General features: G+C 33.1%; 24 protein-coding genes and 3 other annotated features. Of the genes, 7 read left to right on the top strand and 17 right to left on the bottom strand.

The window, feature by feature from the left end; translation table 11 throughout:
* Positions 1-2: 2 nt before the first annotated feature.
* Genes FYJ50_RS00725 through FYJ50_RS00715 form a run of 3 tightly spaced genes read right to left on the bottom strand, consistent with a single transcriptional unit; the run spans position 3 to position 2,950 of the window.
* Positions 3-509: an RnfABCDGE type electron transport complex subunit G gene (locus tag FYJ50_RS00725; protein WP_154459126.1), complete on the bottom strand. Its 507-nt coding sequence runs from the start codon at positions 507-509 to the stop codon at positions 3-5.
* On the bottom strand, positions 506-1,645 hold the full coding sequence (locus tag FYJ50_RS00720; protein WP_154459125.1) for an RnfABCDGE type electron transport complex subunit D: 1,140 nt from the start codon (positions 1,643-1,645) through the stop codon (positions 506-508). Before FYJ50_RS00720 ends, FYJ50_RS00725 begins: the two co-directional genes overlap by 4 nt.
* Before the next feature lie 12 nt (positions 1,646-1,657).
* The gene (locus FYJ50_RS00715) at positions 1,658-2,950 is read right to left on the bottom strand and encodes an RnfABCDGE type electron transport complex subunit C (protein WP_154459124.1); all 1,293 of its coding nucleotides are present in this window, start codon (positions 2,948-2,950) and stop codon (positions 1,658-1,660) included.
* Positions 2,951-3,047: 97 nt separating this feature from the next.
* Between FYJ50_RS00715 and FYJ50_RS00710 the strand changes: the two genes are divergently transcribed.
* From FYJ50_RS00710 to FYJ50_RS00700, 3 genes are read left to right on the top strand one after another with little or no spacing between them, the layout of a single operon-like run.
* Positions 3,048-4,139 (top strand): FAD:protein FMN transferase, encoded by a 1,092-nt coding sequence (locus tag FYJ50_RS00710; RefSeq protein ID WP_205946358.1) that lies wholly within the window; start codon positions 3,048-3,050, stop codon positions 4,137-4,139.
* Positions 4,136-5,494: a Y-family DNA polymerase gene (locus tag FYJ50_RS00705; RefSeq protein WP_154459122.1), complete on the top strand. Its 1,359-nt coding sequence runs from the start codon at positions 4,136-4,138 to the stop codon at positions 5,492-5,494. Before FYJ50_RS00710 ends, FYJ50_RS00705 begins: the two co-directional genes overlap by 4 nt.
* A complete protein-coding gene (locus FYJ50_RS00700) occupies positions 5,491-5,850 on the top strand; it encodes a hypothetical protein (RefSeq protein ID WP_154459121.1) in 360 nt (119 codons plus the stop codon). The genes FYJ50_RS00705 and FYJ50_RS00700 overlap by 4 nt, the downstream gene beginning before the upstream one ends.
* 35 nt (positions 5,851-5,885) lie before the next feature.
* On the opposite strand, the gene ileS is transcribed toward FYJ50_RS00700, so the two are convergent.
* The 4 genes from ileS to hpf form a co-directional block, all read right to left on the bottom strand.
* Positions 5,886-8,612, bottom strand: coding sequence for an isoleucine--tRNA ligase (gene ileS / locus FYJ50_RS00695; RefSeq protein WP_154459120.1), 2,727 nt, complete (start codon positions 8,610-8,612; stop codon positions 5,886-5,888).
* Between the two features lie 36 nt (positions 8,613-8,648).
* Positions 8,649-8,861 (bottom strand) — a binding site (T-box leader).
* Positions 8,855-9,607 carry a YlmH/Sll1252 family protein gene (locus FYJ50_RS00690; protein ID WP_154459119.1) on the bottom strand — a complete coding sequence of 251 codons (753 nt, stop codon included), beginning with the start codon at positions 9,605-9,607 and terminating at the stop codon, positions 8,855-8,857. (Overlaps the previous feature by 7 nt.)
* A complete protein-coding gene (locus tag FYJ50_RS00685; RefSeq protein WP_154459118.1) occupies positions 9,597-10,040 on the bottom strand; it encodes a cell division protein SepF in 444 nt (147 codons plus the stop codon). The genes FYJ50_RS00690 and FYJ50_RS00685 overlap by 11 nt, the downstream gene beginning before the upstream one ends.
* 101 nt (positions 10,041-10,141) lie before the next feature.
* A complete protein-coding gene (hpf, locus tag FYJ50_RS00680; protein WP_154459117.1) occupies positions 10,142-10,663 on the bottom strand; it encodes a ribosome hibernation-promoting factor, HPF/YfiA family in 522 nt (173 codons plus the stop codon).
* A 169-nt stretch (positions 10,664-10,832) separates the two neighbouring features.
* Here hpf and FYJ50_RS00675 point away from each other — a divergent pair, with 169 nt between their 5' ends.
* Entirely contained in the window at positions 10,833-11,843 is a 1,011-nt protein-coding gene (locus FYJ50_RS00675; RefSeq protein ID WP_154459116.1) for a shikimate dehydrogenase family protein, read from the top strand.
* Between the two features lie 25 nt (positions 11,844-11,868).
* On the opposite strand, the gene aroD is transcribed toward FYJ50_RS00675, so the two are convergent.
* Positions 11,869-12,630: a type I 3-dehydroquinate dehydratase gene (aroD, locus tag FYJ50_RS00670; RefSeq protein ID WP_154459115.1), complete on the bottom strand. Its 762-nt coding sequence runs from the start codon at positions 12,628-12,630 to the stop codon at positions 11,869-11,871.
* Positions 12,631-12,860: 230 nt separating this feature from the next.
* On the opposite strand from aroD, the gene FYJ50_RS00665 reads away from it, so the two are divergent.
* Together FYJ50_RS00665 and aroF are read left to right on the top strand one after the other, a co-directional pair.
* A complete protein-coding gene (locus tag FYJ50_RS00665) occupies positions 12,861-14,087 on the top strand; it encodes a shikimate kinase (protein ID WP_154459114.1) in 1,227 nt (408 codons plus the stop codon).
* A gap of 14 nt (positions 14,088-14,101) precedes the next feature.
* Entirely contained in the window at positions 14,102-15,115 is a 1,014-nt protein-coding gene (aroF, locus tag FYJ50_RS00660; protein ID WP_154459113.1) for a 3-deoxy-7-phosphoheptulonate synthase, read from the top strand.
* A gap of 12 nt (positions 15,116-15,127) precedes the next feature.
* On the opposite strand, the gene FYJ50_RS00655 is transcribed toward aroF, so the two are convergent.
* Positions 15,128-15,793: a M48 family metallopeptidase gene (locus FYJ50_RS00655; protein ID WP_154459112.1), complete on the bottom strand. Its 666-nt coding sequence runs from the start codon at positions 15,791-15,793 to the stop codon at positions 15,128-15,130.
* Positions 15,794-15,903: 110 nt separating this feature from the next.
* Between FYJ50_RS00655 and mnmL the strand changes: the two genes are divergently transcribed.
* Positions 15,904-16,851 (top strand): tRNA modification radical SAM protein MnmL/YtqA, encoded by a 948-nt coding sequence (mnmL, locus tag FYJ50_RS00650; RefSeq protein WP_154459111.1) that lies wholly within the window; start codon positions 15,904-15,906, stop codon positions 16,849-16,851.
* A gap of 15 nt (positions 16,852-16,866) precedes the next feature.
* Here mnmL and tyrS read toward each other — a convergent pair whose 3' ends face one another.
* From tyrS to comGC, 8 genes are all read right to left on the bottom strand, one after another.
* Positions 16,867-18,099, bottom strand: a complete 1,233-nt coding sequence (tyrS, locus tag FYJ50_RS00645; protein ID WP_154459110.1) for a tyrosine--tRNA ligase — start codon at positions 18,097-18,099, stop codon at positions 16,867-16,869.
* Between the two features lie 32 nt (positions 18,100-18,131).
* Positions 18,132-18,313: a binding site (T-box leader), on the bottom strand.
* 28 nt (positions 18,314-18,341) lie between these two features.
* Positions 18,342-19,592 carry a peptidoglycan bridge formation glycyltransferase FemA/FemB family protein gene (locus tag FYJ50_RS00640; protein ID WP_154459109.1) on the bottom strand — a complete coding sequence of 417 codons (1,251 nt, stop codon included), beginning with the start codon at positions 19,590-19,592 and terminating at the stop codon, positions 18,342-18,344.
* A 74-nt stretch (positions 19,593-19,666) separates the two neighbouring features.
* The gene (gene leuS / locus FYJ50_RS00635) at positions 19,667-22,081 is read right to left on the bottom strand and encodes a leucine--tRNA ligase (protein WP_154459108.1); all 2,415 of its coding nucleotides are present in this window, start codon (positions 22,079-22,081) and stop codon (positions 19,667-19,669) included.
* Positions 22,082-22,112: 31 nt separating this feature from the next.
* Positions 22,113-22,304: a binding site (T-box leader), on the bottom strand.
* 25 nt (positions 22,305-22,329) lie between these two features.
* Positions 22,330-22,671, bottom strand: coding sequence for a hypothetical protein (locus FYJ50_RS00630; protein ID WP_154459107.1), 342 nt, complete (start codon positions 22,669-22,671; stop codon positions 22,330-22,332).
* A gap of 16 nt (positions 22,672-22,687) precedes the next feature.
* The gene (locus tag FYJ50_RS00625; protein WP_154459106.1) at positions 22,688-23,080 is read right to left on the bottom strand and encodes a prepilin-type N-terminal cleavage/methylation domain-containing protein; all 393 of its coding nucleotides are present in this window, start codon (positions 23,078-23,080) and stop codon (positions 22,688-22,690) included.
* Positions 23,043-23,198, bottom strand: a complete 156-nt coding sequence (locus tag FYJ50_RS00620) for a prepilin-type N-terminal cleavage/methylation domain-containing protein (RefSeq protein ID WP_154459105.1) — start codon at positions 23,196-23,198, stop codon at positions 23,043-23,045. Before FYJ50_RS00620 ends, FYJ50_RS00625 begins: the two co-directional genes overlap by 38 nt.
* On the bottom strand, positions 23,191-23,574 hold the full coding sequence (locus FYJ50_RS00615; protein ID WP_154459104.1) for a prepilin-type N-terminal cleavage/methylation domain-containing protein: 384 nt from the start codon (positions 23,572-23,574) through the stop codon (positions 23,191-23,193). Before FYJ50_RS00615 ends, FYJ50_RS00620 begins: the two co-directional genes overlap by 8 nt.
* Positions 23,552-23,848, bottom strand: coding sequence for a competence type IV pilus major pilin ComGC (gene comGC, locus FYJ50_RS00610; protein ID WP_154459103.1), 297 nt, complete (start codon positions 23,846-23,848; stop codon positions 23,552-23,554). The genes FYJ50_RS00615 and comGC overlap by 23 nt, the downstream gene beginning before the upstream one ends.
* Between the last annotated feature and the right edge of the window lie 7 nt (positions 23,849-23,855).

Raw genomic sequence — 23,855 nt, 5'->3', positions numbered from 1 at the left:
TCCTATTTCATATCCTTTAATACTTGGTCAGCTTCATGTATACCTTCTATAACAGGTGTACTGGAAACCGTTGCACCACTGATCGTATCTAATTCACCAGAAGCTGATTTTCCTTCCAGTGATTCTTTAAATGGTTCATCCATGACCTGAGATCCTAAACCTTTTGTATCTCCATTTGACAATGCCTGGTATTTATCAATCACTTCTGTTTGTGAATCTATAGAAACCAAATAAGTCGTTCCATCTTTATATCCAGATACTTTCATATTAAAAATATAAAAATCATTATATTTATATACTTTCTGTATTGTTTTAGAACTTACACCTTCCACCAGTTCAAAATCATCTTCATTTGCTTCCGGATACATTTCAAGCAAAGTGGCTTTTTCAATTGCTAAATTATTTTCTTCAATGATTGGAGATGTGATTCCATTTACGTAAGATAAAGCACCTCCAGCAATGGCAGAAACGATTGCTAAAAACAAACCTAATTGAAGTGCCTTTTTCATAAGCATTCCTCCTGTATAATTAGATTTTTAGCAGCTGGCTTTTCAGAAACCGGTTCAATGGAAGTCGCTGCAAAAACAGATATAGCTAAACCAATTAAAGCAAAACAGATAAAACCTTTTATTGCTTTTTTCTTTACTTCCAACTGTTTTCCATCCAGTACAGATTCAATCAGAGGAGTAAACATATTCATTAATAAAATTGAATATAAACATCCTTCTGGCAAATTGGCTTTTACACGAATCAGAACAGTCAGAATGGCAGCACCCATCGCAAATAAAGTACGACCAGAAGCACTTGTAGGAGATGTAACTGGATCAGTAAGCATAAATACAGCTCCAAATACCACTCCTCCTGTTAATAGGTGCAGCAGTGGATACCAGATTACAGATGGAATTCCATGATAAGAATCCAATCCCGCAAATAAAGCTATGCATGCACTCATTACAATAATTGTACCTAAATAGACAACCGGAATACGCCAGTCAATGACATCTCTTATAATCAGAAAAATTCCAACTATCAGAATTAAAATAGTAAATGTTTCCCCTAATGCCCCTGGATACAAACCAAGTGCCAGTCCGGTAAAACCACCAAATTCACTCAAGAAAGCATCCAGTGCAACAGCCGTTGATGGAAGCCAGTGATAAGAACTTGCTAATAAAGCAGTTGGTGTTGCACTGGTTACAAGATTGGTAGTCATTCCTGCAAAAGCCGCAAATATAGTGGCTCTACCTACAGCTGCTGGATTAAAAATATTCTGACCAAAACCTCCAAAAAGAAGTTTTCCGAAAACGATACAGAATGCTGTTGCGATGATCAAAGCGTAGATACGAGTGGATACAGGAACCATTAATGTTAAAATAATAGCTGTTACCCATCCAAAAGAATTCAATAAATATGATTTAATCTCTTTCTTCATAACTTTAGCAAAAACAGCTTCACAAACAAAAACTGTTGCTAAGGAAGAAAGCAATAACAGTATGCATTGCAATGCATAACGATAGGACCAAACCATTCCATAATAAAGAACTGAAGCAGCAAACACAATCAGTAAACCAATCGTTAGATCTCTCATGATTTTTTGTGTAGTCTGTTTTCCTTTCAGGTTTGGGCTTACATGAAAATTAAACTTCATTGAAAAAACCTCCTACTTCTTCTTCATCATCAAAACACGTTTGGCTTTACGAACATTTTCAGTAACATCAATATGAGAAGGACAGTTATAAGAACACAATCCGCATTCAATACAACTTAAAGCACCGCGTTTTTCCATTTCATTTGTATTATTGGCTTTTACAGCCTGTGCAATACGAACAGGCTGTAAGCCGGCTGGACAATTATCACTGCATTTTCCACAACGTAAACAGGCAATGGCATCATCCTGCACGTGAGGAAGAATTGTAATGGCATTGGTTGCACGATCCACAACCCACATGTCATTTACAACCGTTTTTCCCATCATAGGACCTCCTGCAATCAGTCGTACACTTTCACTTGTGTATCCATGACAGGCTTCTACAATTTCTTTAACTGGCATTCCAACCGGAACATATACATTCTGTGGTTTTTTTATACCTTCTCCCGATACAGTAACCATTTTTGAAACAATCGCCTGTCCCTTTTCAAAAGCATTGGCCATTGCGATAGCCGTAGTTGCATTAGAGACTATGGCTCCTGCCTGAGCTGGTAAACGATCGTATTCTTTATGCAGAACTTCACGTACCAGAACACGTTCCCATCCCATAGGATATACATCAGGAACTGCTTTAACTTCAATACCATCACCTGAAACAACTGCATTTTTCACAACCTGAATCAGATCTGGATGACTTTCTTTAATGCAGATATAAACGGTATTGCACATAGCCATCTTTTTCATAATTAAAGCACCAGTTATCAGATCTTTTGTATGATCCATAACCATTTTATAATCAGCTGTTATATAAGGTTCACATTCTACTGCATTAATTATGACAGCTTCAATACCATCTGGTTTTGAATATTTTATATAAGCAGGAAATCCTGCTCCACCAAGTCCTACAATACCGGCATTCTTTACAAAATCAACACACTGTTCTCGAGTTGCTTTCTGATAATCCAAAGGTTCAAACGATGGAATACTTTCCTGTAGCCCATCACATTCAATCACCATGTGCATCTGTGGTTTTAATGAATTATGCATTCTTTTCTGACAGCCTTTATAAATACCAGATGCGCTGGAATAAATTGGAATGTAAAAACCACTTGTTGTCTCTGCAAGTTTTGTTCCAACTTTTACATTTTCCCCTTCCTTTACAAGAATATTAAAATTCGTATTATTTCCTGCAATTAAAGGAAGATAGACTTCTTTACCCGGCTTTAAAATTAAAACAGGTTTATCATCTGTCAATTCTTTTTTTCCCGGAATATGATGTCTCATGGGTCCTAAAAATAGTGACATACTTTATCCCTCCAATATGCTTTATTTTAGTCCCATTTATCCCTTGTTTCAAGTACACATATTAGACAAATCAGAGAAAACTCACTATAATCAAGGTATGAAAAAAACAATTCGATCCTGGTTTATGATTGTTTGCTGTTTCCTGATTTTTATAATTTCTCTATTATTTTATTTATCCAATCCGAAATCAAAAACAGAAAAACAAAGCATCACATTAACTAATCTCGGTTTTGATACGGCCATTACTTTTACTGCTACATGTACAAAAAAAGAATTTGATCAGTATGTATCCCTTTTAAGTAAAAAATATACATATTACAATCAGTTATTTGATCCATATCATGAATATGAACTTTCAAATGTCTATACGATCAATCATCAGGGATACCATCATCCTGTAGAAGTAGATGAAGAATTAATCGATTGTATTCAAATCGCAAAAGAAGTTTATGATATCCAGTCTAAATTTGATATTACAAGTGGTAAACTTTTATCTTTATGGCATACATATCGTATAGAAGGCATTGAAAAAAATGAAATGGGTTTAGATGGTTTACTTCCCAGCGAATATGAAATACAGCAAGATATAAATTGTAGAGGTTTTGATAAAATCCGAATAGAAGGAAATACGATTGAGCTGCTGGATGAAAATATTCAGCTTGACTTAGGTGGAATCGCAAAAGGTTATGCTTCCCAAAAAGTAAAAGAAGCTCTAAACAAAGCTGGATGCGACAATGGATTTATTAATGCAGGCGGAAATGTCGTTCTTCTATCCAGTAAAGAACAAGGATGGAAAATCGGCATTCAAAATCCCGACGAATCTTCCTCATTGCTTGAAATTGATACAAAAGAAGATGTAAGCATTGTCACCAGTGGCGATTATCAGCGTTATTATACTGTAAATGGTACAGAATATTCCCATATCATCGATCCTGATACAGGATATCCTGCTACATACAATCGCAGTGTAACGGTAATCACAAAAGATTCCAGCTATGCGGATGCATTAAGCACCCTTTTATTTCTTCTTCCCATTGACCAGGGTTTACAGATTGTAAACAATTTATCTTTTGATGTAGAAGTCATCTGGATATACGAAAATGGAAGTCAGACTCCAGACTATCAGTATAAAAAACTGAAAATATATTGTACAGATCCAGAAAATGTGTCCTTGATCCAGACTCAATGAATTCCTATCTGGCAATTGATTTAAAGTCTTTCTATGCATCTGTTGAATGCATTGAAAGAGGTTTAGATCCGCTTACAACTCATTTAGTTGTTGCGGATGAATCCAGAACCAGAACAACAATCTGTCTGGCTGTATCTCCTTCTTTAAAACAATTTGGGCTTCCAGGTCGATGTCGTCTATTTGAAGTGGAACAGAAATGTGAAGAAATAAAAAGAAAAACAGGACACAAACCACATTACATTATCGCCACTCCAAGAATGGCTTTATATATTGAATATTCAAGTCGAATTTATAAAATTTATACAAAATATATTTCTCCAGAGGACATCCATGTTTATAGCATAGATGAAGTATTTATTGATATAAAACCCTATCTGTCTTTATATAAAATGGATGCTTTTTCATTGTGTCGTATGATTTTAAGAGATATCCTGGAAACAACCGGAATTACGGCTACAGCTGGAATCGGAACAAATCTTTATCTGGCAAAAGTGAGTATGGACATTGTTGCAAAACATACAAAACCCGATTCATATGGATCACGTATTGCTTTTTTAGATGAAATTTCTTATCGAAAACAGCTATGGAATCATAAACCTTTAACAGATTTCTGGCGTATTGGAAAAGGAATTGCCTCACGTTTAGAAAATCATCATCTCTATACGATGAAAGATATCGCGATTGAATCCATTGAAAACGAAAACTGGTTTTATAAAGAATTTGGAGTGGATGCAGAAATATTGATTGATCATGCATGGGGTTATGAACCATGCACGATTCAAAATATTAAACACTATAAACCATCTTTGAAAAGTTTATCGTATGGGCAAGTATTACCAAAAGCGTATTCAAAAAAAGAAGGTACTGTAATTATAAAAGAAATGATTGAACAGATGATTATGGACCTGCACAAACAGAATTTAAAAACCATTTCACTTTCTTTTTATATAGGATATGAAATTGTTTCTAATTATAAAGGGGAATCTATAAAAGACTCTTATGGAAGAACACTGCCGAAAGGTGTTTCTAAATCTATTACTTTATCTACCTATACATCTTCAAAAAAGATCATTCTAAACACTATCCTCTCTTTATATGAGAAGCTTGTGGATCCTTCTTTATCCATAAGAAGAATTTCTTTAAGCGCAAATCTTCTTAAACCAAAAGAAGATGCAGTGGAACAACTTTCATTATTTGATTCTATAGATGAAAAAAATAAAGAAGAAAAATTGAATCAGACTTTAATTGAAATTCAGAATCGTTATGGAAAAAATTCCGTTATAAAAGGAACCGATTTAGAACAGGAAGCCACAACTTTAGAAAGAAATAGACAGATTGGAGGCCATAAAGCATGAAAGAAGAAGATTTATATACTTTTCCTTATCCTTTTTCAAAACCCAAAATGGATTTGAATACTCGTGCAAAAATCTTTTTACCGTTTAATGCATTAAAAGGATTCGAAGAAAAAATCAATGAAATCAATCAGGTAGATACCACAAAGGTACAATTAGATGACAATATGAAAGAAGAGATTCAATCTATTTTAACTTATTATTCAGGCATTCTTTCTTCTAAGCCTTATATCCATATTACTTATTTGGAAAATGAATGTTACAGAATGGATACCGGTTTATTGATGGATATACAGCCCGGATATATATTATTTAAAAACAAAATCATTTATATAAAAGATATCTATGAAATAAATTGACCTTTTAAAGCATAGCTTTAAAAGGTCAATTTTTTTTATTTATTTAATACATCATAACAACGATTACATAAACCATCTTCATGACTTGTTTTTGTGATATTCCAGCATCTAGGACAAACACTTCCCTGTGCTTTTTCTACCTGTACCTGACATACTTCATAGGATGGTAATGTATCCTGAACAAATTCAACCTGTGAAACAGTAAACCATTGTGGAACATTATCCAGCATTTCATCTATAACGGCTTTCTGCTGTTCACTAACATGAAGAAGTACTTTTGCTTCCAATGGTTTTCCAATTAATTTATCTGCACGTTTTTCTTCTAATGCTTTGAATACATCTTTACGAATTTCAAATAAAACTTTCATTTTATCTTTAATATCTTTACCGTTAAAATTCAATTGCAGATCATCGAAAGATTCAAGATGAATTGATTCAGAATTAAAATGCATAAAATCATTAATTTCTTCACATGTATGACATAAAATTGGTGACCATAATTTCGCAAGAACATCAACTGCTGTATATAATACAGTCTGAACTTCTCTACGTGATAAAGAATCAACATTTTCAATATATAAAATGTCCTTAGTATAATCCAGATAGTAAGCTGATAAATCGTTTGTCATTAAATTTGATAAGTAACTTACTACATCAGAGAAACGATATTCTTTATATGCTTTGATCACAAAATCACTAGCATCTTTTAATAGTACCAGAATGTATTGATTTAAAGCATTTAACTGATCAAATGGAATACAATCTTTCTTACTAAATTCATTATTATCCAGGTTTGCCATTAAGAAACGGAATGTATTACGAACTTTACGATAATTATCACTGACTTGTTTCAAAATGTTCTGTCCCATGGAAACATCTGCCTGATAATCCACAGAACATGCCCATAAACGCAATATATCTGCACCATATTTTTTAGTAATTTCTCCAGGAGCCACTGCATTCCATAAAGATTTAGACATTTTCTGTCCTTTTTCATCCATAACAAATCCATGACTTAATACAGCTTTGTAAGGAGCTTTTCCATGTACAGCTGTTCCTACAATCAGACTGGAGTTAAACCATCCACGATACTGATCCGAACCTTCAAAATAAAGATCCACTGGATAATCTAAACCACGTTCTTTAATACATCCTGTATGAGAAGAACCGGAATCAAACCATACATCCATTGTATCCATTTCTTTTCTAAAGATTCCATTTGGTGAATGAGAAGAAGTATAACCTTCAGGTAATAAATCTTTTGCTTCTCTTTCAAACCAGACATTAGAACCATATTCTGCGAACAGTTTTGAAACATGTTCAAAAATTGCCTCATCAATTAATGGAGTATCATCTTCTCCATAAATGATTGGAATTGGTACACCCCAGGCACGCTGACGAGAAATACACCAGTCTCCACGATCGGCAATCATGTTATGCATTCTCTGTTCGCCCCAGGAAGGTGTCCATTCTACACTATGAATCTGTTCCAGTAATTCATCACGAATTTTATCAATTGAAGCAAACCATTGAGTTGTTGCACGATAGATTACAGGTTTCTTTGTACGCCAGTCATGTGGATAAGAGTGTGTAATAAACTGAAGTTTCAGTAAGCATCCCAGTTCATCCAATCTCATAGTAACTGTTTTATTGGCATCTTCAACATACTGACCTTCCAGCCATTCTCCACAGTCTTTTGTCATACATCCTTTTTCATCAACATTGACATAAACAGGAAGATTGTATTTCATTCCAATCAGGAAGTCATCCATACCAAATCCAGGAGCAGTATGAACGCAACCCGTACCAGCATCTGCTGTTACGTGTTCTCCACACATAACAAGCGATTCTCTATCTTCATATAAAGGATGAACACAAGTAATATATTCAAATTCTTTACCTTTAAATGTTTTAATGACTTCTCTTTGTTCCAGTTTAAACTCATCACATAACGAATCAACCAGTTCATTTAATAAAACTAAGTTCCCTTTTTCTGTTTTTACTAAAGCATATTCAAAATCTGGATGTACGGAAATACCTAAGTTAGCTGGAATTGTCCAAGGTGTTGTTGTCCAGATTACGAATGAATCATCGCTGGTTAAAACCCCTTTTCCATCTTTAACCTGAAATTTGACAAAAATTGTTGGGCTCTTTACATCTTTATATTCAACTTCTGCTTCCGCTAATGCAGATTCTGAACTTGGTGACCAGATAACAGGTTTTAATCCCTTATAGATCAAACCTTTTGTAGCCATTTTTCCAAATACATCAATCTGTAACGCTTCAAATTCTTTTTGAAGTGTTATATAAGGATGATCGTAGTCTCCAATAGATCCTAAAGAAAGGAATCCGGCTTTTTGTTTTTCAACCTGTTCTAAAGCATAATCCTGACAGATTTTTCTGAATTCAGCCAAAGGCATTTTCTTACGATCGTATCCTAATTTAGTTACAGCTGTTTCAATTGGCAACCCATGTGTATCCCATCCAGGAATATAAACGATTTTCTCTCCCATCATATAATGAGAACGATTGATTACATCTTTTAAAACTTTATTTAATGCATGACCTAAATGAATATCTCCATTGGCATATGGAGGACCATCATGTAAAATAAACGGTTTTGCCGTTTCTCTTTGTGAAAGCATTTTTTCATATAAATGCATATCTTTCCATCTTTTCTGAATACCAGGCTCTTTTTTTGGTAAATTTCCACGCATTTCAAAACCTGTTTTAGGCATATGTAATGTTTCTTTATAATCCATATTTATCTCCTTCCATACATAAAAAAAAGGCATCCATCTAAGGACGCCTGTGCGCGATACCACCTTAGTTCCTTTTATATAAAATATAAAAGACCCTCAATTTGATAACGGAATTCTCCGGATTTTCTTACTCTATTTCAGAAAATCAGCTCAAAGTGATATTTTATTCTACATCATTCTGCTTTGCACCATCCAGCATATCTCTAATATGAGAGGTAAAATAAAACCTTTCTTTTTCTTAGCTAAATAAACTGATCAAACTTTAATATCATTCGATCTTTTTTTGTTTTTGATACAATACCTTTATATATAAATTTTCCAATTCTATGAATCGAAACAATATCATTTAAGCACAATTGACGATTTTGTTCAAGCTCGATATCATTCAATTTTACACTTTTTCTTTGAATTTTATTCATAGCTTCTTTTCTGGAACAATGAGCTAATTGAGCCACAATGGCATCCAGTCTTAATGAAGCACAATTTATATGAATTTCTTTAAACATCTGTACATGTAATTCACAGGAATCAATTCTATTTAAAGAAACTGGAACTTTTTTTATAAAAGTACAGTAATTTATAATATATTCGCTGATTTTTGTTTTACAGAATATATAAACATATCCCTGATCAATGACCAGGTCCCCAATCTGATTCCTTTCAATACCCAGACTCATTAAAGAACCTAAAATATCTCTATGATTGATATCTTTAAAACGAGAATCTATTTTTGATGATAAGCAGCAGACCTCATAATCCGTATCACAGTCATCTATTTGAATGCAGCATACTTTTCGAATGGCATTTTCAAATCCTCCGTAAAACGAATAATGAAGAATATCTGGACAAATCTGTCTGATAATTTCCTGCTGTGATAAACTTAAAAAAGAGGTCACAATTGATTTTTTCCTCAAATGCACCAGATTAAATTGATCCTGCATAGAAGCAATAAACAATTCATGACCTTTATAATTACGATTCAGATTATTCGGCATCGTCAAAATCGTCTGGACTGCCTAAATTAATTGAACCCTGTACTCCAATTTGTGCTGGAGAACATAAAATAACATTCTGTCCAATTTTTTGAATTTTTCCATCCAGAGCGAAAACAACACCTGTTAAGAAGTCAATTGTACGTTGTGCATATTCACGATCCAATTTATGTAAATTCACAACAACAGCACGTCCTTCTTTTAAGCGCTGTCCAACTTCTTCCGCTTCTCCAAAGCTTCTTGGTTCAAATAAAACCATTTTTGTATTCGCATTTAAAGTCGATGCACTCTGACGTTTTGGTCTTTCATAACGAGTCTGCTGTTCTGGTTCTGCAGCAGCAACTGGCTGAGCTACTTGTTGAACAGGTTCCTGATATTCTTCTTCATCATCTTCAACTGGAGCAACGAAGTTTTTGATATTATCCATAATTCCCATAGGAAAATCCTCCTTCTTACTTCGTAATTATAACATATAATTAATAATTGAAAAGGGATTTATTTAAAAAGATTGAAACATTTCGTTTCAATCTTTTCTTACTATTCGGTTTCAATCAGTCCATAACCACCTAAATTTCGTTTATAGACTACGGCAATTTTTTTCGTTTCATCATCAATATAAATAAAGAAATCATGTCCTAATAATTCCATCTTCATGATTGCTTCTTCCAGATCCATTTCGGTAGGAACGATAGACTTTGTTTTTACTTCAATATCCTCTTCCTGATCCATTTCTTCATTCATTAAGAATTCAGCCAATGATTCTTTATGTTTTCTTTCCAGTCTTGTTTTCTGTCTTCGAATCTGATCTTCTAATTTATCCACAACTTTATCAATCGCATTATAGACATCCATATCCATTACTTCAGCACGTAAAATCGCATATTTTGTTGGGATCGTCACCTCAATTTTCTGTTTTGTGGGATATGTACGAATCAATACATTCGCCACATCTTCATCATCAATTATGATGTATTTATTCAGGGCTGATAATTTTTTTGTGATTTTTTCCTGTAATCCCTGAGTAACTGAAATGTTTTTTCCTACAATATTAATTTTCATTGTACGTACCTCCTGTTTTCTAGATACATAGTAAAATTGAAATCTCAATATGTCATTTCAAGTACCAACTTAGACAATTTTTATTCCAATCCTTCCTATATTGAAAATATTTTCATTGAATTCTGAAAATATTATCAATATAATAAAATCGATATTCAGGAGGTTTTTTATGGAATACGGATTAATCGGAGAACATTTAGGTCATTCTTATTCTAAATTAATACAAGAAAAACTATTAGACAATTATACATATGAAATACAAGAAGTTTCAAAAGAAGATTTAGATTCTTTTATGAAAAAAAGAGAATTTAAAGCCATCAATGTTACCATCCCTTATAAACAGGCAGTCATCCCTTATCTGGAAGAAATGGATCAGGCAGCCAGAAAAATTGGAGCTGTTAATACAATTGTGAACAGAAATGGTAAACTGTATGGTTATAATACCGATTATTATGGTTTTCGCTATATGGTAGAAACACATGGTATTTCCCTGAAAGGAAAGAAAATTCTTGTATTAGGAAATGGGGGAGCCAGCCAGGCCATTCAGGCAGTCGTTCATGATTTGGGTGCCTGTGAAATGATTATTACCGATCTGCTTTTAAAAGATAATGTAATTTCCATTGAAGAAGCTTATAAAAACCATACGGATGTGAATATTATCATCAATACAACTCCTATGGGTATGTATCCAAAAGTACATGGTATTGCAGTGGATCTATCAAAATTCAAAAAATGTGAAGCTGTGTTTGACTGTATATACAATCCTCAGGATACTGAATTCACTTTACAGGCTAAAGAAAGAGGAATCAAGGTTGCTGTAACAGGATTGGAAATGCTGGTTGGACAAGCGAAACGTGCATTGGAATTTTTCAAAAATATTGAGATTGAAGATAAACAAATTGATCGAATTTATCGAGAAATCTTATTTGAAACTTCTAATGTTGTTTTAGTTGATGTAAACATGGATACAGCTTTACAGGTTGCCAGAGAATTAAAAAAAGAATGTATTGTTTTAGATTCAGAAAATTATGAAGAACAAGCTATTTCTTCAAATAAAGTATTACTGTCTTCTTCTCAGGATAAAAAAACATTATCTCGCAACGGTTTTATTATCCAGTCTAAAAATGCAGATGAAATCATTTGCGAATTCAAGTTAAAAGTCAATCAGTTCAACAAATAAGACCTGGTAAATCCAGGTCCTGTTTTTATATAGAATGATGTATAATTTCAAGTATTGTATCCAGTTCTCGAGCATTGATCTGTCCTGGTGCACTGGCTTTAGAAGCACTTCCAAAGGTCAGACAGGATCCAAATACTTCCCCAGCAATTCTGGAGATCAGACCTTTCTTAGACATTGACATTGAAACAATAGGGCGGTCTGCATATTTTTCTGTCATGTCTTTTGTTGCTTTCAATAAAGTCAGAACATCTTCTTTATTTTGAGGCATAAGGGCAATTTTACAGATATCTGCATCATATTCCTGCATACTGCATAATCGATCGATAATCTGTTCATATGTTAATGTTTTCTTAAAATCATGATTGCTCATAATCACATAAACATTATGTTTATGAGCATAATCTAAAATTTCTTTTACCTCTTTTTCACCTGTAAACAACTCTACATCTATAATATCTACAAGTTTTAAATCAATGATTTCTTTATATAATAAAACATAATCCTCTTTACAAATATACGTTTGTCCTCCTTCTTTTGATGTACGAAATGTAGCCAGTAATACAGTATCGTTTAATCGTTTACGAATCATATTAACAGCTTCCCTTTTCTTGTTAGAATTGAATATATCTTTAAAAAAATCCATTCTCCATTCAATCATATCAAACGGAAGCTCTTTTAATGCTTCTATTTCTTTTTCTAATTCAACAAAAGTACTCCCCATTATTGGAATACAGATTTTAGGTTTCCCTTCTCCAAAGTTTACTTTACCAATTTGAACTGTTTTCATTTGAGCTCCTTTTATCTTTTTTTATTATTATACATTCTGAAAAGAATAAATGAAACTTTTACATTTTTATTGAAAATATTTTCTTTTTCATTTATAATTTTTACATGAAACAATTTGCGAATTCTTATTTTTATTTTTATAGCAAATGACCTTGGGAAATAATTTATATTTCAAGGTTTTTCAAAGCGTTAACTTCATATTGTTAACGCTTTTTTTCATAAGGAGGGAGTATGAAAACAGGTTTAATTGGAAATGAAATTTCAGAACAGATCTTTAATGAATTTGATCTGTCCTGTAAAAGAATAAATTCTTATATTAAATCTTTAGATTTTAATGGAATTTATATAGATTTTCCAAATGAAAATAATTGTGAACGCATTGATGTACCTAGTGAAAACAGTAAAAGATCCAATGTAGTAGATACAATTATTTTTAAAAATGAATTATCTTATGGTTTTAATAGTGATTATGATGCATTTATGTATTGCATCAATAGACATGCAATCGATCTTAAAGATAAGAAAGTATTGATTATTGGAAATAACTGGATTTCAAAATCAATTCTTCCTGCATTAGAAGATTTAAATGTAAAAGAAATTTATATAGTGGATCAAAATCCAGATGCAGACTCAATTTCTTATACAGAATGTTATGCCAGGCATCTTGACAGTCAGATTGTCATACACACAGGTCTTACTGGAATGAATCCAGATATTGATTCCATTCCAATAGACATTCATTTATTCTTAAAATGTGAATTATTGATTGATTATGTCTATGATCCTCTTATTTCTAAAATTGCACAGGATGCTTTGCAGTCTGGCATTCAAACAATTACGGGTATCGAATTAAAAATCGCAAAAATTAAATTTGCCACTGAAAAGATAAAGGGGGCATCCATTCAGGAAAAGTTGTTTCAGTCTGTACTGGATACCTACTATATAAATCAACTGAATATTGTATTAATCGGTATGCCAAGTGCAGGTAAAACCACAATTGGTAAACTGCTGGAAACAAAACTGCATAAATCTTTTATTGATATGGATGAAATCATTGTTCAGGATACGCATACCAGTATTCCAGAAATATTCAAACGAAGTGGCGAAGCTGGCTTTCGCAAACTGGAAACTATGACTGCTTTAAAATTATCCGTTCTAAACCAGAAAATCATTGGTACAGGTGGAGGAACCATTAAAAATAAAATTAATATCGATTTATTAAAATTAAATGGTGTTGTCATTTTTATTGATCGTGATCTGGATAAACTGGTCACATATGATCCCAATCGGCCTTTATCTTCTTCACAGGAAGCTGTTAAAAAGCTGTATGAAGAAAGATTTCCTATTTATCAGAAATATGCAGATATTACTGTAAAGAACAACGATAAAATTGAAGATACAGTAGAAAAAATCATTTGTGAATTGAATAGAATTGTAAAAAATAAAAAAAGTGTATAGAAAGAAGGTATATTATGATTATTACAGTTAAAAAAGAAGCAAAAAAACAGGATATTGATCTATTAATTCAAAAGCTTGAATTACAGGGTGTACAGGTTCATTTAATTTTAGGAGAAAACTATAATGTATTCGGTCTGGTAGGAGATACTTCAAAACTGGATGAAAAGAATTTGCTGGCTAATCCAATTATTACAGACATTCAGCGAGTTTCTCAACCATACAAACTTGCCAATCGCATGTTTCATCCAGAAGATACCATTGTAAATGTAAATGGCATTGAGATTGGTGGAAAAAAGATCGTTATGATTGCAGGTCCTTGTTCCGTTGAAGGACAAGATCAGATCAGCCGTATCGCAAAAGAAGTAAAAGAAGCAGGTGCTGATATGTTAAGAGGTGGTGCTTATAAGCCAAGAACTTCTCCTTATGCATTCCAGGGAATGGGTACAGCTGGTATTTTAGCTATGGTCAATGCACGTCATGAAACAGGTCTACCAATTGTATCGGAATTAATGGCAATTGAACATTTAGAAGAATTTGTAGAAAATGTAGATATCATACAGATTGGTGCTCGAAACATGCAGAATTTTGATTTATTAAAAGCCGTTGGTAAAACCAAAAAACCTGTATTATTAAAACGTGGTTTAGCAAATACGATTGAAGAATGGATCATGGCAGCTGAATATATTATGTCAGAAGGAAATCCAAATGTGATTTTCTGTGAACGTGGAATTCGTACATTTGAAAAATATACAAGAAATACTCTGGATCTTGCCGTAATCCCAATCATCAAGGAAAGAACGCATTTACCAATCATCATTGATCCAAGTCATGCTGCTGGTGATTATAAACTGATTGAAGCTTTATCTTTGGCTTCCATTGCAGCTGGAGCAGATGGTTTAATTATAGAGGTGCATGATGATCCATGTAATGCATGGAGCGATGGTTCACAGAGTTTGAAACCAAAACGATATGCTCAACTGGTCGAAAAAGGAAAACAGATCGCAAAAGTAATTGGTCGAGAAATGTAAAAAAAAACAGTATCACACTAGATACTGTTTTTCTTCATTTGTTTCAATTAAATCCAGTCTTCTTTTATAGTCAGGCATAACTTCTTTTAATATTCTATAAAATGCTTCTGAATGATTTGGTTCTAATAAATGAATCATTTCATGACAAATTACATATTCTATAAAATCAATTGGATAATGCACCAGCTGAGAATTCAATGTGATTGAATTTTTATCTGGATGGCAAACACCCCAGCTTGATTTCATATTTCGAATTATAATTTTAGGCTTTTCAAATTCATAATCTGAAAACCGGAAATAAACCATATCTACTACATCACTAAATACATCTTTTGATATTTTCTTTAAAAAACGATTATATAATGTCTCTATTTCCGCTTTATCCTTATATTGAATAAGAAGTTCATTTTCACTATAAGAAACGTGACTTGTTTGACTTTTTACCTTCTTTATGCGAAAACTACGTCCAAATATCCGTACCGAAGGCTGATAGTTAAATTCGTTGACATGATCCTGTACATATTTATCAATGGCTTCTTTTGTACAGAACGGATTGGCATGAACAACCAGTTCCCCATGAGCTGTCACACGCATACGAATCCCTTTTTGGCGTGAAATTTTCACCGTATAGTTTACTGCTTTCGCGTTAGAAGAATTACCCTTTTTAACGTCTGACATCGATGAGCACCAATTCCTTTCTCTCCTATGTCCCCTTAACGCGAAATAATAATATCATATTTTAAGTTAAAATCATACCACGAACCGAATAATTTTGATAAAATATCCTCATGAAAAATCCATATCGTTATTCGTTTGATAACAAACGTTACCAAACAATGAATTACTATTTAAAATCAAAATACAATTGTAAAATTGCCAAAGTTCCTTTAAACGCCCATTTTACCTGTCCTAACCGAGATGGAACAAAATCCATTGGAGGCTGTACATTCTGTTCCAGCAAAGGATCTGGAGACAGTGTTTTAGGTTTCAATGAAAATGTCATGGAACAATATGAAATCGGTTTAAGCCGTATGAAAAGAAAATGGCCGGATTGTAAAGGCTTTGCGTATTTCCAGTCGTATTCAAATACGTATGCTCCTTTTTCCGTATTAAAAGATCTATACGATCCCTTTTTTGAAAAAGAGGATGTATTTGGTATCTGTATTGCCACAAGAGCAGATTGTATTGATGATGAATTTTTAGAATATCTGGATAAAAAAAGTGTTCTAAAAGAAACATGGATTGAACTGGGCCTTCAAAGCATTCACGAAGATACAATGGATTTATGCAATCGCTGTCATAATACGAAAATTGTATACGACATCATTCAAAAAATAAAAAAGACCCATATAAAATGCTGTGTCCATATCATGAATTCCTTACCTTATGAATCAAAAGAAAAAATGATTGAAACCGCAGAATGGGTAGCTCATTCTAACTGTGATGCGATTAAAATACATATGCTTCATCTGATTCAGGGAACTCAAATGGCAAATGATTATCTAAAGAATCCGTTTCCTCTTTTATCAAAAGAAGAATATATAGATATCGTTGTTTCTCAACTTGAAATTTTACCAGAATCTATGATTATTGAAAGATTGACTGGAGATGGCATTGCCAGTGATTTAATAGCCCCTGATTGGACAATAAAAAAAACAATCGTATTGAATGATATTGATAAAGAGATGGTAAAAAGAAATACATGGCAAGGTAAATACTACAAAAAAAATCTATAGAATGACTATAGATTTTTATTTTAGGATGACACAGTAATTATTCTTTTTCCCTCTTTTGATCAGAATATAGTTTTCAATATAAGCTTTATCTAGCGATACAATATAGTTTACATCTTTTATTTTTTCACCATTTACAGAAATCGAATTTCCGTTGATCCATTCCCTTGCTTCTCGCTTAGAAGAAGCAATTTTTGTCTGAATTAAGAAATCCACTAAATTCAAATCTGCATTGCACTCTATTTTATCCATATTTTTAACAGCAGATAATCTTTCTTTCGCTTCCAGATTCTGAAGATTTCCTCTAAATAATGCATCCGTTATTTTTAAAGCAGAATCCAGTTCTTCCTGTCCATGAAGATCTCTAACAACTTCTTGTGCCAATGCTTTTTGTGCCAGACGTTTATGTGGTTCATTTTTTAAACTTTCTTCCAGTTTAGTAATTTCTTCAACACTTAAGAATGTCAATTTCTTTAAATATTCAATTACTTTCGCATCTTCTGTATTAAACAGGAACTGATACAATTCATAAGGGGAAGTCTTTGCAGGGTCCAGCCAAACTGTACCACTTTCACTTTTTCCAAATTTTGTTCCATCTGCCTTAGTAATCAATGGCATTGTCAATCCATAACATTTTACATCTGCCCCACATTTTTTTCGAATCAATTCCAGACCGCTAGTAATATTTCCCCATTGATCTTGTCCACCAATCTGCATAACACAATTTTTTGTCTGATAAAGTGTTAAAAAATCCAAAGACTGTAAAATCATATATGAGAATTCAGTATAGCTTATACCTGAATCTAAACGTTTTTTTACTGTTTCTTTATTTAACATATAATTGACATTAAAGAATTTACCAAAATCTCTTAAAAAGTCAATTACCGTCATATCCTTTGTCCAGTCTAAGTTATTAACCATTTCAAATCCCCATAATTTAGAAATCTGTTCATGTAGACAATCAAAGTTATGTTTTAAAACTTCAGGAGTTAACATATTTCTTTCTCCTGTTGCTTTTGGATCTCCTATAAATCCAGTGGCTCCTCCAACAAGCATGATTGGATGATGTCCATGCTGTTCCAGTCTTTTCGCCATTAATAAAGATGAGTAATGACCAATATGTAAACTGTCTGCAGTAGGATCCGTTCCAATATAAAAAGTTACTTTCTGGTTATTGATAACATCTTCTACTTCTGGACTGGTAATATCATTGATTAATCCTCTCCACTTTAATTCTTCAAAAAAATTCATAATTTCCTCCTTCAAAAAAAAAAACGTCCTGATATAAGGACGTTCTAAACGCGGTACCACCTTACTTCTCTTTTCAGAGCGCTTTATCCTTTAACGCAGGGATTACGTCTTACGAAGCAAGAAGGTGTATTTCATAGATTCTACTGAAGTTTTCCACCGTCCAACTTCTCTCTAAAAGCGATTCTCTATGTTCTTTTCTTCTTTTAGCATTTGCATTGATTATACATCAAACCGTATTCAAATCATAGTTCTTTTTTTAACTTTTTATAGATGTTAAATATTGGTTTCTGAATTGGAAGAACAAAATTGCCAATATATTCAGTAACGATTGCATTGTATCCTCGTTTATAATCAAAGACACCATATCCTTGTTCTCCTTCATTAAAATATCCACTGATTCCATAAAAGTTATAATAAGTATATCCTTTTTTAATGGCTTGCTGTATCATTTCCCATTGTACAGCATAAGGTCCTTTAAAATTACGACATTCATAATTGCTGGCCCCAACAAGATAAACAACTTCTTTACCATATTCAATAAATAAGCAGCAGGCCAAAGGAACTTCATTTCCATATTTAGAATATAGATTCGATATATTTTCAATCTTTTTTTGTAAAGACTGATAATATTCTTCATCAGTTTTTAAACGATTAATTTTTTTTGTAGAATTTGGATTCTTTTCAAGAAATTCTTTTGTCTTTTCAATACTGGTTTCTACTTTAGACAGTTCACTTTTAATTTTATTCCCATATAAATTCAGATCCAGATAGGCATATAGAGTTTTCACATGATTTTTATAATACGTATACAAATCCTGATAATAGGTTAATGTACTTGCTTCAAATCCCTGATGCTGACTGGTTTGTTTTTCCATCTGATCTAATATATATAGTTCATCTTTTTGCAGTTCACGTACTTGTACCTGATATTTATTAGAAGTACGAATATCCTGACGGGTCATATAGGAAAATTCTGAAAAAACTTCTTCAGCACTTCGATCCGTTAAATCAATGCCTGATATCCAGCGGCATTGTTTTCTGGAATCATAACCTTTTTTCATAGGTAAATGAATAAAACCACAAGACTTTAAATTGTTTACGATTTCAAAATTATTCAATCCATTTTCAACAATTTTACCATCTTTATCTCTTTGCTGATATGGAATATTGGGATCAATTTCTAAAAACACAACGTTCTTTTTCTTTAAGTATCTTTTTAAATCACGAATAAAAGCTTGCAGCAAGCCTTTTTCTTTATAGTCTATAGCCATACCACGAGGAATATAGGCATATCGAAAAACTTTCATTAATGGAAGAGTTGCCAGTAAACAAGTGGCAACGCATTCTTCCTGATTAAAATATCCTAAATATTCAACATTCCATCCATCATTTTCTAGTTTATTTCCCGCATAGGAAGAATGTAAAAAACTTTGATATGGATATTTTTCAAGAAAAGATTCATATAAATCTGAATGTATTGTTTTTATTTGCATATACAACCTACCAATCTTTTACATATTTTAACATAAAACAGATTAAAATCAAAAAAAGGTGTTATTTCTAACACCTAGTTGGCTACAATATTTACAATTTTGCCCTTGACTACAATAATTTTACGAATGGTTTTTCCATCAATCTGTTTTTTGACAGATTCCAGCGATAAAGCTTTTTCTTTTAATTCTTCCTGATCTGTATCCGTTGGAACATCAAATTTTCCACGTACTTTTCCATTTACCTGTACAACACAAGTGAAAGTTGAAGATACAAGTTTTGATTCATCATAAATTGGCCAAGGTTCATAGGCAATCGACTCTTCGTGTCCTAATAATTGCCACATTTCTTCTCCAATATGAGGACAAATACAGCTTAACATCTGAATTAATCCCTGTGCATATGGCTTATAAATGGAATTAACTTTGTAACATTCATTGATGAAAACCATCATTTGACTGATTGCAGTATTGAATCCCAATGTTTCAAAGTCATTCGTTACTTTCTTTACTGTCTGATTATAGATATAATCAAGTTCATGAGAGTTAGTATTGGATAATTTATCACTTTCAATCAATATACGATAGACTCTTTCTAACCATTTCTTTGCCCCTTCTACCCCTTTTGAATTCCAAGGTTTGCTGGCTTCTAATGGTCCCATAAACATTTCATATAGACGAAGCGTATCTGCTCCATACTGTTTTACGATATCACTTGGATTAACAACATATTCAGGATAGCGTTTACCCATTTTGATTCCGTTTTCTCCTAAAATCATTCCCTGATGAACAAGCTTTTTAAATGGTTCTTTTACAGGAGATAAACCTTTATCATAAAGATAATTATTCCAGATACGAGAATACATTAAATGTCCAACGGCATGTTCTGGACCCCCTACATATAAATCCACTGGCATCCAGTGTTTCAATAATTCATAATTGGCAAATTCTGAACTATTATGCGGGTCAATGTAACGTAAGAAATACCAGCTGCTTCCTGCACTTCCCGGCATAGTACTTGTTTCTCGTTTTCCTTTAAATCCATCTTTTTCATATTGTTTCCATTCCTGAGCGTTTTCAAGTGGAGCCTGTCCATTATGTCCTTTATAATCTTCTAGCTCTGGTAAAATCAAAGGAAGTTCATCATCTTCCAGAACATAATCCTGTCCATTTTCCATATGCACAATTGGAACTGGTTCTCCCCAATAACGTTGACGAGCAAAGATCCATTCACGGAAACGATAATTGATCGTTTCTTTTGCGATACCCATATTCACTAATTTTTTTGTGATAGCCACTTTTGCTTCTTCCACTGTTAAACCTGTGAATTCTTCTGAATTAATCAGTTTACATCCTTTTCCTAAATAATCCTGTTTTTCGAATGCATGTTCGCTTACATCTTGTCCATCAATAACCTGAATCATTTCAATATTATGAGCAATGGCGTATTCAAAGTCACGCTGGTCATGACTAGGTACTGCCATAACAGCCCCTGTTCCATAATTAGCAAGGACAAAATCTCCTATAAATACTTCCACTTCTTTTCCGTTTACAGGATTGATAGCTTTTATGCCTTCTAAGCGACAACCAGTCTTTCCTTTATTTAATTCAGTACGATCCATATCGGATTTTGAGATGGTTTCCTGAATATAAGCTTTTACTTCTTCCTGATTTTGAATACGAGGCATTAATTCCTGAACCAGATTTCCATCTGGAGCCAATACCATAAATGTAATACCATAGATGGTTTCAATGCAGGTTGTAAAGATAGAGAATTTTCCTCCTCCCACAATCTGAAATTCAACTTCAACCCCTGTTGATTTACCAATCCAGTTTCTCTGCATTTCCTTTGTGGATTCTGGCCAGTCAATTTCATCCAGACCATCCAGTAATCTCTGAGCAAAGGCAGGCTGATCAATACACAATTGTTTCATATTTTTACGAACAACTGGGTATCCACCTCTTTCACTTTTTCCATCAATGACTTCATCATTTGATAAAACCGTTCCCAATTCTTCACACCAGTTGACAGGCATATCTACATATTTGGCATACCCATCTTTATATAACTGTTTGAAAATCCATTGTGTCCAATGATAAAATTCTGGATCACTGGTTGCGACCATTCTACTCCAGTCATAATCAAAACCTAATTCTTTTAGCTGACTGGTAAAATACTCAATATTTTTCTGTGTGAATCCATTTGGATTGTTTCCAGTCTGTACAGCATACTGTTCAGCAGGCAAACCAAAAGAGTCGTATCCCATTGGATGCAGTACATTGTACCCCTGCATACGTTTCATTCGAGACACAATATCTGTTGCCGTATATCCTTCTGGATGACCAGCATGCAACCCTACACCTGATGGGTATGGGAACATATCCAATGCATAAAATTTAGGTTTTGAAAAATCCCAGATATCCGTCTTAAATGTTTCATGTTCTTCCCAGTATTTTTGCCATTTCTTCTCAATTTCCTGATGATTATACATTATATTTCCTCCTACTAAAAAAACGTCCTTGTCTAAGGACGTTATAAACGCGGTACCACCTTAGTTTTCCTTTCGGAACACTCTTTCTCTTTTATCGCAAGAATTACGGGTAACTTTATTACCAACTCCTTAGCAAGTTCAACAATCGTTCTTATCAATTTCCACCAGCCATTGACTCTCTATCAAGAAATTTTTGTTTACTACTCTAAATCATCGTCTACATGTACCATTTTACTGTTTTTTTCTGACTAGTCAACATTTTTAGTTATTTCTAAACCAGAAACGAAATGATCATCATAATATATACGCATTTGAATCTGTTCATATTGACACAATATATAAGTTTCACAATCTTTAAAATATACATTTTTTCCCTGTATTTCCATCTGTTTTTCCAGAATGAGTTGACTTTGATCTTTCGAACAATTTCGTATCCATGTATTATATTCAATCATCCCCCTTGCCTGTGATATACAGGACAAATCCATAATAGATTGTTTATTACATAAGATCAGATTTGTAGATTCCATAGTATAAAGACAAACAAATACAACACATTGCAGCATCAGAAAAAAACAGATTAGACTCATATACAATGAATATCCATTAGGTGATTTGTGCCTGATATGCTTTCCCATAAGCTTCCCATTCCAAATATATATCTTCATCTATTTTATAAAATACAGCTGAATCTAAATCATCCATCCATATTACATATCCATCTTCCTGCACAAGACGATTGTTTTTATAAGAAATCGTAATATTTTTTCTTTGATATAACATGGATAAGTTTCCATCTGAAACATTTATATTATTTGATAAAGAACAAATCTGACGAATCTGTAATATCGCAAGCTGATGCTGATGAATAGAGGTAATAGAAAACAATTTATATGAAGTCTGAATCAGGCATACACATAATAAGGAAACAACCGAACAGATCAATAAGGCCAGTAAAGTTTCAATCAGAGTAAAACCATTTCTTTTCGATTTTTTCATTGAGAATCCTTTCTTCCTGATTTGAAATGGAACAGATACATCCTATCAAAATCTGTATACAGATTGATACAATTAATAAGGCCAGGATACTTTCCATTAAAGAAAAACCATTATTCATAACGTACTCTTCCACTTCCTAACTGGTATATCATTTTCATCTTATGGCTGGAATCTTTACATGTATACGATAATGCCTGTGAAATATTTCCATTCTCATTATAATGGAAGGTGACACTGTTGCAGGATATCGTATCTGGATAATAAAATAATTTATCATCAAAGAGAGCTTCTTTGTTCCCTATACGAATTGTCTTTACCTCTTTTAATTGAAAGGCATTGCACTGAACAGCTATGGAATACATTTTCATCTTTTTCATAAAAAGAGTTAAATGATCTTTTTGAAGCGAAACCGGAATGGAAAAAAGGGTCACAATCAGTAAAACCATTAACATTTCCATCAACGTATATCCATTATTGTGAACGGGCTTGTCCATTTTCAATCACAATCTCCTGTCCATTTGGACAGACATCCTGTCCTTGTTTTAAATATCCCTGATCAATTAATTCCTGTACTGTATCCGGTGTTTTTTCTTCATCTATTTCATACAGTAAAATCTGGCTGTTCACAATTTCAATCAGTGCCTGGCATCCTTTATTACGTATAATTTTCTCTTTCTGCTGTATATTTGGTAAAGTTATAAAAAGTAGAATCGCAACAATTAATAATACAACCATCATTTCTAAAATCGTAAATGCGTTTCGTTTCATATTTCCC

The sequence above is a fragment of the Floccifex porci genome, from assembly GCF_009696175.1.
GTDB classification, from domain to species: domain Bacteria; phylum Bacillota_I; class Bacilli_A; order Erysipelotrichales; family Erysipelotrichaceae; genus Floccifex; species Floccifex porci.
The sequence above is the reverse complement of the archived record's forward strand: the minus strand, read 5'-3'. Positions and strand labels throughout refer to the sequence as shown.